This window comes from Escherichia sp. E13S3, assembly GCF_004212325.1.
Classification (GTDB): Bacteria; Pseudomonadota; Gammaproteobacteria; order Enterobacterales; family Enterobacteriaceae; genus Escherichia.
On record NZ_RHJR01000017.1, the window covers coordinates 65882 to 81331 of the forward strand.

Annotated in this window: 16 protein-coding genes; 6 read left to right on the forward strand and 10 right to left on the reverse strand. The window is 48.6% G+C overall.

Annotated elements, in window-relative coordinates:
- Positions 1–54: 54 nt before the first annotated feature.
- Entirely contained in the window at positions 55–513 is a 459-nt protein-coding gene (locus D9597_RS16590) for a DUF986 family protein (RefSeq protein ID WP_130223511.1), read from the forward strand.
- Between the two features lie 416 nt (positions 514–929).
- On the forward strand, positions 930–1496 hold the full coding sequence (gene mntP, locus D9597_RS16595) for a manganese efflux pump MntP (RefSeq protein WP_001353153.1): 567 nt from the start codon (positions 930–932) through the stop codon (positions 1494–1496).
- Here mntP and rlmA read toward each other — a convergent pair.
- The 5 genes from rlmA to mgrB all read right to left on the reverse strand — a co-directional run bounded on the left by rlmA (position 1493) and on the right by mgrB (position 4005).
- Complete coding sequence (gene rlmA, locus D9597_RS16600) at positions 1493–2302, reverse strand: 23S rRNA (guanine(745)-N(1))-methyltransferase (protein WP_130208445.1); 810 nt, start codon at positions 2300–2302, stop codon at positions 1493–1495. The genes mntP and rlmA overlap by 4 nt on opposite strands.
- Before the next feature lie 166 nt (positions 2303–2468).
- Complete coding sequence (gene cspE / locus D9597_RS16605; protein ID WP_001062678.1) at positions 2469–2678, reverse strand: transcription antiterminator/RNA stability regulator CspE; 210 nt, start codon at positions 2676–2678, stop codon at positions 2469–2471.
- Between the two features lie 39 nt (positions 2679–2717).
- A complete protein-coding gene (locus tag D9597_RS16610) occupies positions 2718–2834 on the reverse strand; it encodes a DUF2627 domain-containing protein (protein ID WP_064529246.1) in 117 nt (38 codons plus the stop codon).
- A gap of 665 nt (positions 2835–3499) precedes the next feature.
- Positions 3500–3787, reverse strand: coding sequence for a YebO family protein (locus D9597_RS16615; RefSeq protein ID WP_130223513.1), 288 nt, complete (start codon positions 3785–3787; stop codon positions 3500–3502).
- A gap of 74 nt (positions 3788–3861) precedes the next feature.
- Positions 3862–4005 (reverse strand): PhoP/PhoQ regulator MgrB, encoded by a 144-nt coding sequence (mgrB, locus tag D9597_RS16620; protein WP_130208449.1) that lies wholly within the window; start codon positions 4003–4005, stop codon positions 3862–3864.
- Between the two features lie 156 nt (positions 4006–4161).
- Here mgrB and D9597_RS16625 point away from each other — a divergent pair, with 156 nt between their 5' ends.
- Entirely contained in the window at positions 4162–4401 is a 240-nt protein-coding gene (locus D9597_RS16625; protein WP_130208729.1) for a YobH family protein, read from the forward strand.
- Positions 4402–4547: 146 nt separating this feature from the next.
- Here the strand turns inward: D9597_RS16625 and kdgR are convergent, their stop codons facing one another.
- On the reverse strand, positions 4548–5339 hold the full coding sequence (gene kdgR / locus D9597_RS16630) for a DNA-binding transcriptional regulator KdgR (protein ID WP_096849880.1): 792 nt from the start codon (positions 5337–5339) through the stop codon (positions 4548–4550).
- 176 nt (positions 5340–5515) lie between these two features.
- On the opposite strand from kdgR, the gene D9597_RS16635 reads away from it, so the two are divergent.
- Positions 5516–6889 (forward strand): MFS transporter, encoded by a 1374-nt coding sequence (locus D9597_RS16635; protein ID WP_130208451.1) that lies wholly within the window; start codon positions 5516–5518, stop codon positions 6887–6889.
- A 47-nt stretch (positions 6890–6936) separates the two neighbouring features.
- Here D9597_RS16635 and htpX read toward each other — a convergent pair whose 3' ends face one another.
- The 4 genes from htpX to msrC all read right to left on the reverse strand — a co-directional run bounded on the left by htpX (position 6937) and on the right by msrC (position 11370).
- A complete protein-coding gene (gene htpX / locus D9597_RS16640) occupies positions 6937–7818 on the reverse strand; it encodes a protease HtpX (protein WP_000984517.1) in 882 nt (293 codons plus the stop codon).
- A gap of 191 nt (positions 7819–8009) precedes the next feature.
- Complete coding sequence (prc, locus tag D9597_RS16645; protein WP_130208453.1) at positions 8010–10058, reverse strand: carboxy terminal-processing peptidase; 2049 nt, start codon at positions 10056–10058, stop codon at positions 8010–8012.
- Between the two features lie 19 nt (positions 10059–10077).
- Positions 10078–10776: an RNA chaperone ProQ gene (gene proQ / locus D9597_RS16650; RefSeq protein ID WP_130223515.1), complete on the reverse strand. Its 699-nt coding sequence runs from the start codon at positions 10774–10776 to the stop codon at positions 10078–10080.
- A gap of 96 nt (positions 10777–10872) precedes the next feature.
- Positions 10873–11370: an L-methionine (R)-S-oxide reductase gene (msrC, locus tag D9597_RS16655; protein WP_130223517.1), complete on the reverse strand. Its 498-nt coding sequence runs from the start codon at positions 11368–11370 to the stop codon at positions 10873–10875.
- A 129-nt stretch (positions 11371–11499) separates the two neighbouring features.
- Between msrC and yebS the strand changes: the two genes are divergently transcribed.
- Together yebS and yebT are read left to right on the forward strand one after the other, a co-directional pair.
- The gene (gene yebS, locus D9597_RS16660; protein WP_130223519.1) at positions 11500–12783 is read left to right on the forward strand and encodes a membrane integrity lipid transport subunit YebS; all 1284 of its coding nucleotides are present in this window, start codon (positions 11500–11502) and stop codon (positions 12781–12783) included.
- Positions 12752–15385 carry a lipid-binding membrane homeostasis protein YebT gene (gene yebT, locus D9597_RS16665; protein WP_130223521.1) on the forward strand — a complete coding sequence of 878 codons (2634 nt, stop codon included), beginning with the start codon at positions 12752–12754 and terminating at the stop codon, positions 15383–15385. The genes yebS and yebT overlap by 32 nt, the downstream gene beginning before the upstream one ends.
- The last annotated feature ends 65 nt before the right edge of the window (positions 15386–15450 follow it).

Consider the following 15450-nt stretch of genomic DNA (forward strand, 5'->3'; position numbering starts at 1 on the left):
GACTGTTGTACACTACCGGGGCCTTTTGGCCCCGTTTTTTTATCTGGAGGATTAATGACAATCACGGAACTGGTGCTGATTCTATTCATCGCCGCACTGCTTGCCTTTGCGATATACGATCAGTTCATTATGCCCCGCCGCAATGGCCCCACCCTGCTGGCAATTCCTTTGCTGCGGCGCGGTCGCATCGACAGCGTTATCTTCGTCGGGCTGATTGTCATTCTTATCTACAATAATGTGACCAGTCATGGCGCACAAATTACCACCTGGTTATTAAGTGCTCTGGCGCTGATGGGTTTTTATATATTCTGGATCCGCGTTCCGAAGATCATCTTTAAACAGAAAGGTTTTTTCTTCGCCAATGTCTGGATTGAATATAGCCGGATAAAAGCAATGAACTTATCGGAAGATGGTGTCCTGGTTATGCAATTAGAACAGAGTCGGTTGTTAATCCGCGTTCGAAATATCGACGATCTGGAAAAGATTTATAAACTTCTTGTTTCAACTCAATAAGTTACATCTTTAGCCAAAGCTATGTTAAGTGTATTTTTAATAACCAGACATAGCTTAGGCTATATTATCTCTTCGATCATTTGTTATTTATTTTAACGTTTCATTTATATATAAATCTAAATGAAAATCGTTATCAATGAAGTGATGAAATAATATATTCCAACAGTTGTTTTATATTCTCAAAATATGTTAAGGTTGCGACCTCATTTGGGGAGTAGCCGATTTCCAGACTCCGGAAATGTACGTGTCAACATACTCGTTGCAAAACGTGGCACGTACGGACTGAACATTTTCAGTCAGGCGAGACCATATGCACATCAATCGCTATGCCTGCATGAGCGCGTCTTGTCGTTCATGTGTGCATGTTTGCGGGGGGCGAAGATGTGTTTTATGGATACCCCGGTCAGGACGTTGTCATGAATATCACTGCTACTGTTCTTCTTGCGTTTGGTATGTCGATGGATGCATTTGCTGCATCAATCGGTAAAGGTGCCACCCTCCATAAACCGAAATTTTCTGAAGCGTTGCGAACCGGCCTTATTTTTGGTGCCGTCGAAACCCTGACGCCGCTGATCGGCTGGGGAATGGGCATGTTAGCCAGCCGCTTTGTCCTAGAATGGAACCACTGGATTGCGTTTGTGCTGCTGATATTCCTCGGCGGGCGAATGATTATTGAGGGTTTTCGTGGCGCAGATGATGAAGATGAAGAACCGCGCCGTCGACACGGTTTCTGGCTACTGGTAACCACCGCGATTGCCACCAGCCTGGATGCCATGGCTGTGGGTGTAGGTCTTGCCTTCCTGCAGGTCAACATTATCGCGACCGCATTAGCCATTGGTTGTGCAACCTTGATTATGTCGACATTAGGGATGATGGTTGGTCGCTTTATCGGCTCAATTATTGGGAAAAAAGCGGAAATTCTCGGCGGGTTGGTACTGATCGGCATCGGCGTCCAGATCCTCTGGACGCACTACCACGGTTAATTTGTTCGCTGCCAGAGGTGAATATTAAAATCCGTCTGGCAGTCGAATACTTCTTTTGCCGCCAACGTTTGCCAGACATCAGGCTTCGCACGCCAGGCAAACGGCGTCATCTGCAACAATGCAACAGCTTCATCGCCGCGAAGACGCATCGGATACCGCAGTTCATCGCTCTGCTGTAATGCAAAACCTTCCAGTTGTTCAGTATGGGGGGCATGCAGAAGTACTTCGTCGTAAATCAGCCCTTTCAACTCCATTAAATGTCGTGGCCCTGGAGTAACGGTAATTACCCACCCTCCCGGTTTGACGACACGCGCTAACTCTTCTGCTTTGCATGGCGCGTAGATGCGAATAATGGCATCCATACTGGCATCGGCAAAAGGCAGACGGTGGCTGGAAGCGACACAAAAGGTAACCTGCTTATAGCGTTTCGCCGCAGCTTTAATTGCGACCTTAGAGACATCAAGACCAAAGGTTGTCACTACTGGCAAGGCATCGGCAAAAGCATGAGTGTAATACCCTTCCCCACAGCCAATATCCAGTACCGCTGTTGCGTGCTCATTAAGACATCCACGCAATTGAGCGACTATCGCATCACGAAGCGGCTGGTAATGACCGGCATCTAAAAACGCACGTCGCGCCTGCATCATTTCCGCGCTGTCTCCCGGATCGCGGGATCGTTTATATTGAACGGGCAGCAGATTGACATATCCCTCTTTCGCCATATCAAATTGATGCCGCTGCGGACAGATATAGCTATTTTTTTCAAGAGATAGAGGCTGGTGGCAAAGTGGACAGGAAAACGACATGAAAACTCCGGCGGGATACTAAATGCCGCAAGTGTAACGCGAATCGCGCTGCGGGCAAATATTCGAAGGTCGTAAGCGAGCATTAAACAAAGTAAAAAGCCTCGCTTTTCGACGAGGCTTTATAGCGAGATTGAAGTGCGTTGACACTTCAGATCAGTGAATTCGATCAGATAGCGGTTACGTTAACAGCTGCCGGACCTTTCTGGCCGTCCTGAATTTCGAACTCAACGTTCTGGCCTTCGGCCAGAGTTTTGAAGCCATTACCCTGGATAGCGGAGAAGTGTACGAACACATCTTTGCTGCCATCAGCCGGAGTAATGAAGCCAAAACCTTTAGACTCGTTGAACCACTTAACCTGACCTTTAATCTTTGCCATTTGAAAAATTCCTTAGATTGTTTTCTTCGCCCGCAGGCATTACAGAGATAAAACTGACACATTACTGCTTGAGGCACTAATATAAGGTTCGGCAGAGAAGCGGTATTCAACGACAACGTGTTTACTCAGGACTTCTTTACTGAAAATGCCACACATAAACAGAACTGTACCTCGTTTAACCCAAAGCTGTTATCACATACAACGTTAATTATGGCAAGCCATTTTTAAACATGTCTCGATCAGCTGCACAAATCTCGATGCGCCTTCCACTTTTTTTGCACATTTATGCAACGGAATGCGTGTCGATATATCGAGACACTAAAGCATACCAGTACAAACAGATGCCTGAACTGATGTGGTTTCTAACATAGTTCAATAAGTTCTAATCTTCCAGTTCAGAAATACAATTTAATTACACAATGTGTGTGATATCACTTTTTATACGATGTAATGATAAAGTGTTATATAACTTTATCTCATAAAACAGTCAGTTAACAACATACATAGATGCAATGCCGATGCCATATTCAAAGCATGTTAATAATGTAAAATAAGAAAAAATGATGAATGATAAAAAAATGAGAAGAGAAACGTTTCGCTTATAAACAATGCTGTAATTAATCAATATTCCGATGCAAACATCCCAATCAGCAAGTACAAAAAATAACTTTTTCTGATGTCAAAATAAATGAATAAATAACAGAGAAAATAATCAAAATTCAATAAAGGATTAATTTTAATCAATTGCATCATTATAGTGCATGTAAGAATGATGAGATGAGTAACCCATCAACACAGGGTTACTCAAATTGCAGGAAGGATTACCGTTCTGCTACCAGACGAATAATATCTTCATCTTCACCCGTTTTTTGGTTCTCAGTCACCTTTTCATCGGCTTTTTCAGGTGCGTTAGCTTCGCACAAGCGGCGTAACAGTACATTCTGCCGTTTTTGCTGATCCAGCAATGCCTCAAGCAGTTCAATCTGTTCGTTAGTCCGGGAACTGGCACGGTTGATGAAAAACCACAAGATGAGCCCAATAATAAGAACTACTACCGATACGACCAAAGACGCAATGTTCATCACGCCTGAATTTACAACTTCGTTCATTTAACCACCTCTAAGTAGAGGCGCCATTTTACCACTGCTACGCAGGAAGGAAATCTACTGATGAAAAAATGATATCACCATGGGATGAACTGATTGATGGCACAAATTCCGCTGAAAAATTGCACATCCTGATCGCACATTATGTTGAATACCTGCATCCATAACAGCAAGAAAGCCAGCACAGCGGCAACCAGAACGACCCATCGAAACTTTTTCACTCCAATCTCCGTTTAACCTCTCTTCTGCCTTTAAACTATCATGCGTTAGTTAAACAACGTCTAACCATGTCGATATTCGTGCTTTTTCGGAATGATACGCTTGCTTCAGTCCATATTGCCGCTACGATTAAGCAAACAAAAAGAGAAGAGGTCGTAATGCGATTCATCATTCGCACAATTATCTTGATAGCACTGGTATGGACAGGATTATTACTCAGCGGATATGGCGTTCTGATTGGAAGCAAGGAAAATGCTGCCGGGTTAGGACTGCAATGCACATATCTCACCGCCCGAAGCACAAGCACGGTGCAATATCTGCATACTAAAAGTGGATTTTTGGGGATTACAGATTGCCCGCTGCTACGTAAAAGCAATATCGTCGTCGATAATGATTGATAGATAACGGTACAAATATCCACATCAAAACTAATGGATATAAAGTACTTTCATCTTCTGCTCGAACGATATCACTATTAACATTATTTAATCCACGCTAAATGAAGAACCTGTCTGAATTTTATGCAGGCAGGTTCTTATTTTAATCAGAATGGATAGTCGTGATACCCCATTTGTGCGGATATTTTGCGCGCTGCCGTATGCAACATAGCCACATACTCCTGCAAACGTTCTTCAGAAAAACGCAGCGTCGGGAAGGAAATACTCAAGCCGGCAATCACCACACCAAAGCGGTCAAACACCGGAACGGCGATGCAACGCAGTCCTTCTTCCTGTTCTTCGTTATCTTCGCCGTATCCCTGCTCACGGACCTGATCTAACACGGGTAATAACGCCTCAGTGCTGGTGATGGTCCGATCGGTGCTGCGTTTATATTCCACGCCTTCAAGGATTTGCTTCACTTCATCACGATCGCGCCAGGCCAGCAGCACTTTACCAATCGCAGTGCTGTACAGAGGATTACGACGGCCAATCCGTGAATACATACGCAAATTGTACATAGAGTCAATTTTGTGGATGTAAACGATACTGTCTTCATCCAGTGCGCCAAGATGAATGGTTTCTTTGGTCAAACGGGAGATCTCACGCATCTGGATATCAGCACTGCGAATAAGATCGACGTTTTGTAGCGCACGAGCGCCCAGCTCAAATAATTTCAGGGTCAGAGAGTATTTCTCCGACTCCCCTTCCTGCGCGACATAGCCCAGGGTTTTCATGGTCTGTAAAAAGCGATAAACGGTGCTTTTTGACATCATGACGCGCTGTGACAGCTCGGTTATCCCTATTTCGCGCTCTTCGCCCAGCGCCTGCAAAATGCCAAAAACCTTCAGTACGGAAGATACAGAATCAGGTTGTTTATCCAGATCTGCGTTAGCCATTTATCACCTCATTGCGAGTGTTTTATAAAAATCAGAACTGTTTTTTATTATAATTTCGCGCCAGGGTGGTCGCAATCCATCTTTTGCCGGTTAGTTACAATTCTGCGACATTCGCCGTGAATATCAGTGCTAAAATCATACCCCTGTTGATTATTACCAAAAGATATAAAATTCCTATGCCAAAAGTTCAGGCCGATGGCCTGCCGTTGCCTCAGCGGTACGGCGCAATTTTAACCATTATTATTGGTATTTCGATGGCGGTTCTCGACGGCGCTATCGCTAATGTCGCCTTGCCAACCATTGCAACCGATCTCCACGCCACACCAGCCAGTTCCATCTGGGTGGTGAATGCCTACCAAATCGCGATTGTTATCTCCTTACTCTCGTTCTCTTTTTTGGGCGATATGTTTGGCTATCGACGAATTTATAAATTCGGTCTGGTGGTTTTTCTGCTCTCATCGTTGTTCTGCGCTCTTTCTGATTCACTGCAAATGCTAACCCTGGCGCGTGTAATACAAGGTTTTGGCGGCGCGGCGTTAATGAGCGTCAATACTGCACTCATCCGCTTAATCTACCCACAACGTTTTCTGGGGCGAGGGATGGGAATTAACTCTTTTATCGTCGCCGTCTCCTCCGCTGCCGGGCCGACGATCGCCGCCGCAATCCTTTCAATTGCGTCCTGGAAGTGGTTATTTTTAATTAACGTACCATTGGGTATTATCGCCCTACTCCTGGCGATGCGTTTTCTGCCGCCAAATGGTTCTCGTGCCAGTAAGCCGCGGTTTGATCTGCCCAGCGCCGTGATGAATGCGCTGACATTTGGCCTGCTTATTACCGCGTTGAGTGGTTTTGCTCAGGGGCAATCACTGACGCTGATCGGTGCTGAACTGGCGGTAATGATTATTGTTGGTATTTTCTTTATTCGCCGCCAGCTTTCCCTTCCTGTTCCACTGCTACCAGTGGATTTACTGCGTATTCCGCTGTTTACACTATCAATTTGTACCTCCATTTGTTCTTTCTGCGCGCAAATGCTGGCGATGGTTTCCCTGCCTTTTTATCTGCAAACCGTACTTGGGCGTAGTGAAGTTGAGACAGGTTTGCTCCTGACCCCGTGGCCGTTGGCAACGATGGTAATGGCTCCGCTGGCAGGTTATTTGATAGAGCGCGTCCATGCAGGATTGCTTGGTGCTTTAGGGCTGTTCATCATGGCGGCGGGACTTTTTTCACTGGTCCTGTTGCCAGCTTCACCTGCCGATATCAATATCATCTGGCCGATGATCTTATGCGGTGCAGGCTTTGGGTTATTCCAGTCCCCCAATAATCACACCATTATTACCTCCGCCCCGCGTGAGCGTAGCGGTGGTGCCAGTGGAATGTTGGGTACAGCGCGTCTGCTTGGTCAGAGTAGCGGCGCAGCTCTGGTGGCGCTGATGTTGAATCAGTTTGGTGATAATGGTACGCACGTCTCGCTGACGGCTGCGGCTATTCTGGCAGTGATCGCCGCCTGTGTCAGTGGTTTACGCATTACCCAACCGCGCGCACAAGGCTAAAAAAAAGCGCGTCAACCAGGACGCGCTTTTTTATAATTTACTGCAAATTACTTCAGGTATTCACCGGTACGCAGGGCTTCAATACGTTTATCCAGCGGCGGGTGAGTCATGAACAGCTCACTCAGCGATTTGGACTTACCATTGATACAAAAAGCCATCATGCTGGTTGCTTCCTGCGGCTCATAGCTGGTTTTCAGACGCTGCAGCGCAGCAATCATTTTCTCACGACCAACCAGTTTGGCTGAACCTGCATCGGCATGGAATTCACGGTGACGCGAGAACCACATGGTGATAATGCTCGCCAGAATACCAAATACCAGCTCCAGAACCGTCGCAACCGCAAAGTAGATCAGCGGGTTACCGTTGCTCTCTTCACCTTCATCACGGTTACCGCCCATAAAGCCCGCGGCAAGCTGCGCCAGAATACGTGAAATAAAGATAACGAAGGTGTTTACCACGCCCTGAATCAGCGTCATGGTAACCATGTCACCATTCGCAATGTGGCTAATTTCGTGGGCAATTACCGCCTCGGCTTCATCCGGGCTCATGTTCTGCAGCAAACCGGTGCTGACAGCAACCAGAGAGGCATCACGACGAGCACCTGTCGCAAAGGCGTTGATATCCGGCGCATGGTAGATAGCTACTTGCGGCATAGCAATCCCCGCCTGACGGGCCTGGGTTGCTACAGTATTGACCAGCCAACGTTCCCTTTCGTTACGCGGTTGCTCGATCACTTCCCCGCCAACAGATCGTAATGCCATCCATTTGGACATCAGAAGCGAAACGAAGGAACCACCAAAACCGAACAGCAAGGCCATAATCATCAGCCCCTGAACGCTGCTCGACTGTATCCCTGTCAGGCTCAGTACCAGCCCGAAAACGACCATGACGGCCAGGTTCGTTAGCAGGAAGAGCGCGATTCGCATCATAATTTTCTTTTTACCTCAGTTTAACAAAACGCAATATGCGATACCCACATCGTATGGGTTACGCGACTATTTTCAAGTCTGGATAGAGCGTAAGTCACCAGAAAGACACAACTTTACATTTTGTAGCATCTGATTTACGGCATCTTGCCACTGTTAAAAAATCAGGCACAATTTCTTGTGCCTGATTGATGTTACTTGACGGGAGCGGGCTGTTCCGCTGGTCTGGATTTTTCCAGCTTCGCCAGATCGAGTGCGATATTCACTGTCTCGTCCAGATACGGATCTGGCTCCTTGTAATCTTTTGGCAAATCATCCAGTTTCTTCAACTCCGGTTTGCCTTCACGTTTAAAGCGATCGTTCAATCGTGCCAGACGCATCGCATCATCTTCATTGTTCTCTTTCTCACGCACAGCGTAATTCAGAGAAACAATATTGCGTTTGTCCTTCATGGCATTGAAACGAGCAATATCCTTCATGATGTTCTGAAATTCAGGATCCTTCGCGATGCGCGCATTATGTTCCTTCAGCAATTCCGGCTCAAACGCCGATAAATCGCCTGATTTCACATAGGTTGCAGCATCAATGCTATCCCACGGCAGCGCATTATCTTCGAATTTCTCTCCCGTTTCCGTCTCTTCATTGCCCGTTGGCATGATGATGTCCGGCGTGACGCCCTTACGTTGGGTACTGCCACCGTTAACGCGATAGAATTTCTGGATTGTATACTGCACTGACCCCAGCGCCGGCCATTCAGGACGTAACATCTGATCGTAGATACGATTCAGAGAACGATACTGCTGGACAGTACCTTTGCCGAATGTTGGTTCACCCACAACCAGCGCGCGACCGTAATCCTGCATCGCTGCGGCAAAGATTTCTGAAGCCGAAGCACTGAATCGGTCAACCAATACCACCAGCGGGCCTTTATAGAACACCTGGCCGTCGGTATCACTGTCCTCGCGGACTTTACCATTGTTATCACGGACCTGAACAATCGGACCGGAAGGAATGAACAAACCAGAGAGCGATACTGCCTCGGTCAGCGCCCCGCCGCCATTGCTACGCAGGTCGATGACGACGCTGCTGACATTCTGTTTTTCCAGCTTCTGCAACTGAACTTTGACATCGTCTGTCAAGCCAACATAGAAGCCTGGAATATCCAGTACGCCCACTTTTTCTTTGCCGACGGTCTTCACGGACATTTTAACTGCGCGGTCTTCCAGACGAATGCGTTCACGCGTCAGTGTTACCGTACGGGTTTTAGTCCCTTTACCGGCAGGTAAAATTTCTAAACGAACTTTACTGCCTTTCGGCCCTTTGATTAAGGCAACGACATCATCAAGACGCCAGCCAATCACGTCAACCATCGGCTTGCCGGTTTGACCAACACCGACAATTTTGTCACCAACGCTGATAGCTTTACTCTTCGCTGCCGGGCCACCTGCCACCATCGAATTGATAACGGTGTAGTCATCATCCATTTGCAGCACCGCACCAATACCTTCCAACGACAAGCTCATTTCAGTATTGAACTGTTCGGTATTACGCGGGGAAAGGTAATTGGTATGCGGATCAATTTCGCGCGCAAACGCCGTCATTGCCAGCGAGAACACATCTTCGCTGTTAGTTTGCGCCAGACGGCGAATGGCAAATTTGTAGCGACGAGTCAGGGTTTCACGAATTTCTTTATCCGTTTTTCCTGTCAGCTTCAGACTTAACTCGTCGAATTTGACTTTGCTGTCCCACAGCGCGTTCAACTCGGCCTCGTTTTTCGGCCAGGGCGCTTTGCTGCGGTCCAGGTTATAAGTGTCGTTGCCGGTAAAATCCATCGGTTTTTCCAGTACCGATAAGGCGTACTGGTAACGTTCAAAACGGCGTTTTTGCGCCAGATTGTAAAGATCGTAGAAAACGTCAAGTTTACCGGAGCGCAGTTCATCGCCCAGCTCATTTTTCTTTTTCGCGAACTGTTCAACATCGCTTGCCAGCAGCACATTGTGGCTGTAATCAAGCAGGTTCAGGTAGCGGTCAAAGATTTTGGCCGAGAATGCCTGATCGAGGTCGAACTGGCGATAATGGGAGCGGGTAAAGCGCGACGTTACGCGCTCACTCACCGTCGCATGCTGCGTCTCTTCCTTTAATACCGGAATCTGATCAGCACGCGTAATATCTTCTACTGCGAAGGTCTGGCCTGCTATTGCAAGCAGGCCAGCTAACGCGGTAAGCCTAAAAAACATGTTCATGCCTGGCCCGGCCTCCGTTTCAGAACACCAGGTGTTCTGCGCGCACAATCAAAGACATACCCGAATTCAGCTGGACGCGGACGCCGTCTTTGGTGATTTCTAATACGGTGGCATCCATCGCATTTTGACCAGCTTTCACCTTCAGGGCTTGTCCGACAGTCAGAGCTGAAATGTCAGAAACTGGGGTGTGCTGTTCTTCGCGAGGTGCTTTTACTGTTTTTGGCGCTTTCTCAGCCGGTTTCTGCGCGCGAGGTTTGCGCTCGGCGCCTTCTTTACGGCGTTGCGCAGCAGGACGTGGCTTGCGTTCGTGGCGTGGTGCGTCTTCTTTCTCACCTGCAGCTGCGGCAGCTTCGCGTTTTTTCGCCTGCTGTTCGGCACGCTGCGCCTGGACGCGCGCTTTCGCTTCTTCAAGCTGCTTGCGAGCATGTTCTACATGCTGCTCGTCCAGCTCACCGCATGGGTTGCCGTCGAGATCGACACGCGTCGCGCCTGGTTTAACGCCATACAGATAGCGCCAGCTCGAAGTGTAGAGACGTAAAGCGGATCGCAGTTGCGTTTTGCTAAGGTTCATTTCCCCAGCAACGCGATCGACCAAATCCTGAAAAATACCGATTTTCAGCGGACGCGCTTCACCTTCCGCACTGAAACAGTGGGGAAAACGTTCGGCCAGAAACGCGATTACTTCTTTACTGCTATTCAACTTAGGTTGATTTTCCATGAAATTTCCTGATTACAACGGACGTAGCCAACAAGCGCAGGCATGAACAGGCGTCATTATAATGACGTCATCAGTAAATGCTACGTTATCCGTTGATTATCCTGCGACGCTCGCAAAGAATTTTTTGTAATCCGTCGTTGCAAGCACCTTTTCAAGCTGTGCCACAAGCTGACGTAAGCCTTGCTCGTCCTCGTCTGTAAAACGACCGAAGACCGTACTGTCGATATCGAGAACGCCAATAATCTGATTTTTCACCACCAACGGCAGAACGATTTCAGAATTACTCGCCGCATCACAGGCGATATGCCCATCAAAGGCGTGAACATCCTTGATTCGCTGTACTTCATTGCGGGCAACTGCAGTGCCACACACGCCACGCCCTACCGGGATCCGTACGCAGGCAATTTTGCCCTGAAACGGCCCGAGTACCAGCGTATCGTCCTCAAGTAAATAAAACCCAGCCCAGTTTACGTCAGTCAGACGCTCGTATAACAAAGCACTGGTATTCGCCAGCGTTGCCAGAAAGCTGGTTTCTCCCGCCATCAACGCATTAAAGTCGCGGTTTAAGTCCGCGTAAAATTCTGTTTTGTTCATTATATAATCACTTAGTTGTCTTACCTGGAACTGCCAGCCTATTAAAATAAGCATTAAATGCGTTAATGCTCAAGATCATTCCCATCATGGGTTAAGATAAATGTTAATTCTTATCACATTTGGCATGTCATGGCTCTTAACACCCCACAAATTACGCCGACAAAAAAGATAACAGTGAGCGCAATTGGCGAGGAACTACCGCGTGGTGATTATCAACGTTGCCCGCAATGTGACATGCTGTTTAGCCTGCCCGAGATAAATTCTCACCAGAGTGCCTATTGCCCGCGCTGTCAGGCGAAAATTCGCGATGGGCGTGACTGGTCGCTCACAAGGCTGGCAGCAATGGCTTTTACTATGTTGTTGCTTATGCCTTTTGCCTGGGGCGAACCTCTATTACATATCTGGCTGTTAGGTATCCGTATCGACGCCAATGTAATGCAAGGCATCTGGCAGATGACCAAACAGGGCGATGCGATAACCGGCGCAATGGTGTTTTTCTGCGTTATAGGTGCACCTCTCATACTGGTGACTTCTATTGCTTATTTATGGTTTGGCAATCGACTGGGAATGAATTTACGCCCGGTGTTGCTGATGCTGGAGCGACTAAAAGAGTGGGTAATGCTGGATATCTATCTGGTCGGCATTGGCGTTGCTTCTATAAAGGTACAGGATTACGCCCATATCCAGGCGGGCGTCGGGCTATTCTCTTTTTTCGCGCTGGTGATTTTAACAACGGTGACATTGTCACATCTTAATGTTGAACAGCTGTGGGAGCGATTTTATCCGCAGCGCCCTGCCACGCGTAGGGACGAGAAATTACGCGTTTGCCTGGGTTGTCACTTTACCGGCTATCCCGATCCGCGCGGTCGTTGCCCCCGTTGCCATATCCCACTTCGCTTGCGTCGCCATCATAGTATTCAAAAATGCTGGGCGGCGCTTTTGGCTTCAATTGTCTTATTGTTACCTGCCAACCTGCTGCCTATTTCGATCATCTACCTGAACGGTGGACGACAAGAAGATACGATTCTTTCTGGAATTATGTCGCTGGCAAACAGCAATATTGCAGTTGCCGGCATTGTTTTTATCGCCAGTATCCTGGTGCCGTTCACCAAAGTCATCGTCATGTTTACTTTACTGGTAAGCATTCATTTTAAATGCCAGCAAGGCTTACGCACGCGGATTTTGCTATTGCGGATGGTGACCTGGATTGGTCGCTGGTCGATGCTCGATCTGTTTGTCATTTCATTAACCATGTCGCTGATTAATCGCGATCAGATCCTTGCTTTTACTATGGGACCCGCTGCGTTTTATTTCGGCGCAGCGGTTATTTTGACTATTCTTGCTGTGGAATGGCTGGACAGCCGCTTACTTTGGGATGCACATGAGTCAGGAAACGCCCGCTTCGACGACTGAAGCGCAAATTAAAACTAAACGCCGTATCTCACCTTTCTGGCTGTTGCCGTTCATCGCGCTAATGATTGCCGGTTGGCTGATTTGGGGTAGTTATCAGGATAGAGGCAATACCGTCACCATCGACTTTATGTCGGCAGACGGCATTGTTCCAGGTCGCACGCCTGTGCGTTATCAGGGCGTTGAAGTCGGAACGGTGCAGGATGTCAGCCTCAGCGACGATCTACGTAAGATTGAAGTGAAGGTCAGCATCAAGTCCGACATGAAAGATGCGCTGCGCGAAGAGACGCAGTTCTGGCTGGTAACGCCGAAAGCCTCACTGGCAGGTGTTTCCGGGCTGGATGCGCTGGTCGGTGGTAACTATATCGGCATGATGCCCGGTAAAGGTAAAGAGCAGGATCACTTTGTGGCGCTCGATACCCAGCCAAAGTATCGGCTGGATAATGGTGATCTGATGATCCACCTGCAAGCCCCCGATCTCGGTTCATTGAACAGCGGTTCGCTGGTCTATTTCCGCAAAATTCCGGTGGGACGCGTCTATGACTATGCGATCAATCCCAATAAGCAAGGCGTGGTGATTGATGTCCTGATTGAGCGGCGTTTCACCGATTTGGTGAAAAAAGGTAGCCGCTTCTGGAACGTTTCCGGCGTTGATGCCAATGTCAGTATCAGTGGCGCGAAGGTGAAACTGGAAAGTCTGGCTGCCCTGGTTAACGGTGCGATTGCCTTCGATTCACCAGAAGAGTCGAAACCTGCCGATCCGGAAGATACCTTTGGTCTGTATGAGGATCTCGCCCACAGCCAGCGTGGGGTGATCATAAAGCTGGATCTACCAGGTGGAGCCGGATTAAACGCCGATTCAACGCCGCTCATGTACCAGGGACTGGAAGTCGGGCAACTGACCAAACTGAATTTAAACCCAGGTGGCAAAGTCACCGGGGAAATGACCGTTGATCCCAGCGTCGTCACCCTGCTTCGTGAAAACACCCGCATCGAATTACGTAACCCGAAGTTATCTCTCAACGACGCCAATCTCAGCGCCTTGTTGACCGGCAAAACGTTCGAACTGGTACCGGGTGATGGCGAGCCACGCAAAGAGTTTGTCGTTGTGCCTGGCGAGAAAGCTTTACTGCATGAACCCGATGTTCTGACGCTTACCCTGACTGCACCAGAAAGCTATGGAATTGATGCCGGTCAGCCGCTCATTCTTCACGGCGTACAGGTAGGTCAGGTTATCGACCGTAAACTCACCAGCAAAGGCGTGACATTTACCATCGCTATCGAACCCCAGCATCGCGAACTGGTAAAAGGCGACAGCAAATTTGTCGTTAATAGTCGTGTCGACGTGAAAGTAGGTCTGGATGGTGTCGAGTTTCTCGGTGCCAGCGCCTCAGAATGGCTCAACGGCGGGATACGTATTCTGCCCGGCGACAAAGGTGAGATGAAAGCCAGTTACCCACTGTATGCCAATCTGGAAAAAGCCCTCGAAAATAGTCTTAGTGATTTACCTACCACGACCGTGAGTTTAAGTGCGGAGACACTGCCGGATGTGCAGGCAGGGTCGGTAGTGCTGTACCGTAAATTTGAGGTCGGTGAAGTGATTACCGTACGTCCACGGGCCAATGCGTTCGATATCGATTTGCATATTAAACCGGAATATCGTAACCTGCTGACCAGCAACAGCGTGTTCTGGGCTGAAGGCGGCGCGAAAGTTCAACTTAACGGCAGCGGCCTGACCGTTCAGGCGTCACCGCTTTCGCGGGCGTTAAAGGGAGCCATCAGCTTCGATAATCTCAGCGGTGCCAGCGCCAGCCAACGTAAAGGCGATAAGCGGATTCTGTATGCTTCCGAAACAGCAGCTCGTGCGGTTGGCGGGCAGATTACGCTCCACGCTTTCGATGCCGGAAAACTGGCGGTCGGTATGCCAATTCGCTATCTCGGTATTGATATCGGGCAAATCCAGACTCTGGATCTGATCACCGCGCGCAATGAAGTACAGGCAAAGGCGGTGCTCTATCCGGAATATGTCCAGACCTTTGCGCGCGGTGGTACACGCTTCTCAGTGGTCACACCGCAAATTTCGGCAGCAGGCGTTGAGCATCTTGATACGATCCTCCAGCCGTATATCAACGTCGAACCAGGTCGGGGTAATCCTCGCCGTGACTTTGAATTGCAAGAAGCCACCATTACTGACTCTCGTTACCTTGATGGCTTAAGCATTATTGTTGAAGCGCCGGAAGCCGGTTCGTTAGGTGTTGGTACGCCAGTACTGTTCCGTGGTCTGGAAGTAGGTACAGTCACCGGAATGACGCTGGGTACATTGTCAGATCGCGTGATGATTGCGATGCGCATCAGTAAACGTTACCAGCACCTGGTACGTAACAATTCCGTCTTCTGGCTAGCTTCGGGCTACAGTCTGGACTTCGGTCTGACGGGCGGCGTGGTGAAAACCGGTACCTTTAACCAGTTTATCCGTGGCGGGATCGCCTTCGCCACGCCTCCAGGTACGCCGCTGGCACCGAAAGCCCAGGAAGGCAAACACTTCCTGTTGCAGGAAAGTGAACCGAAAGAGTGGCGTGAATGGGGAACAGCACTCCCCCGATAAGCCACATTGCTCCGGCGTGCCTGCGCCGGAGCGTTTATGCTAAACTGCGCGCCTGTTTTTTTGCC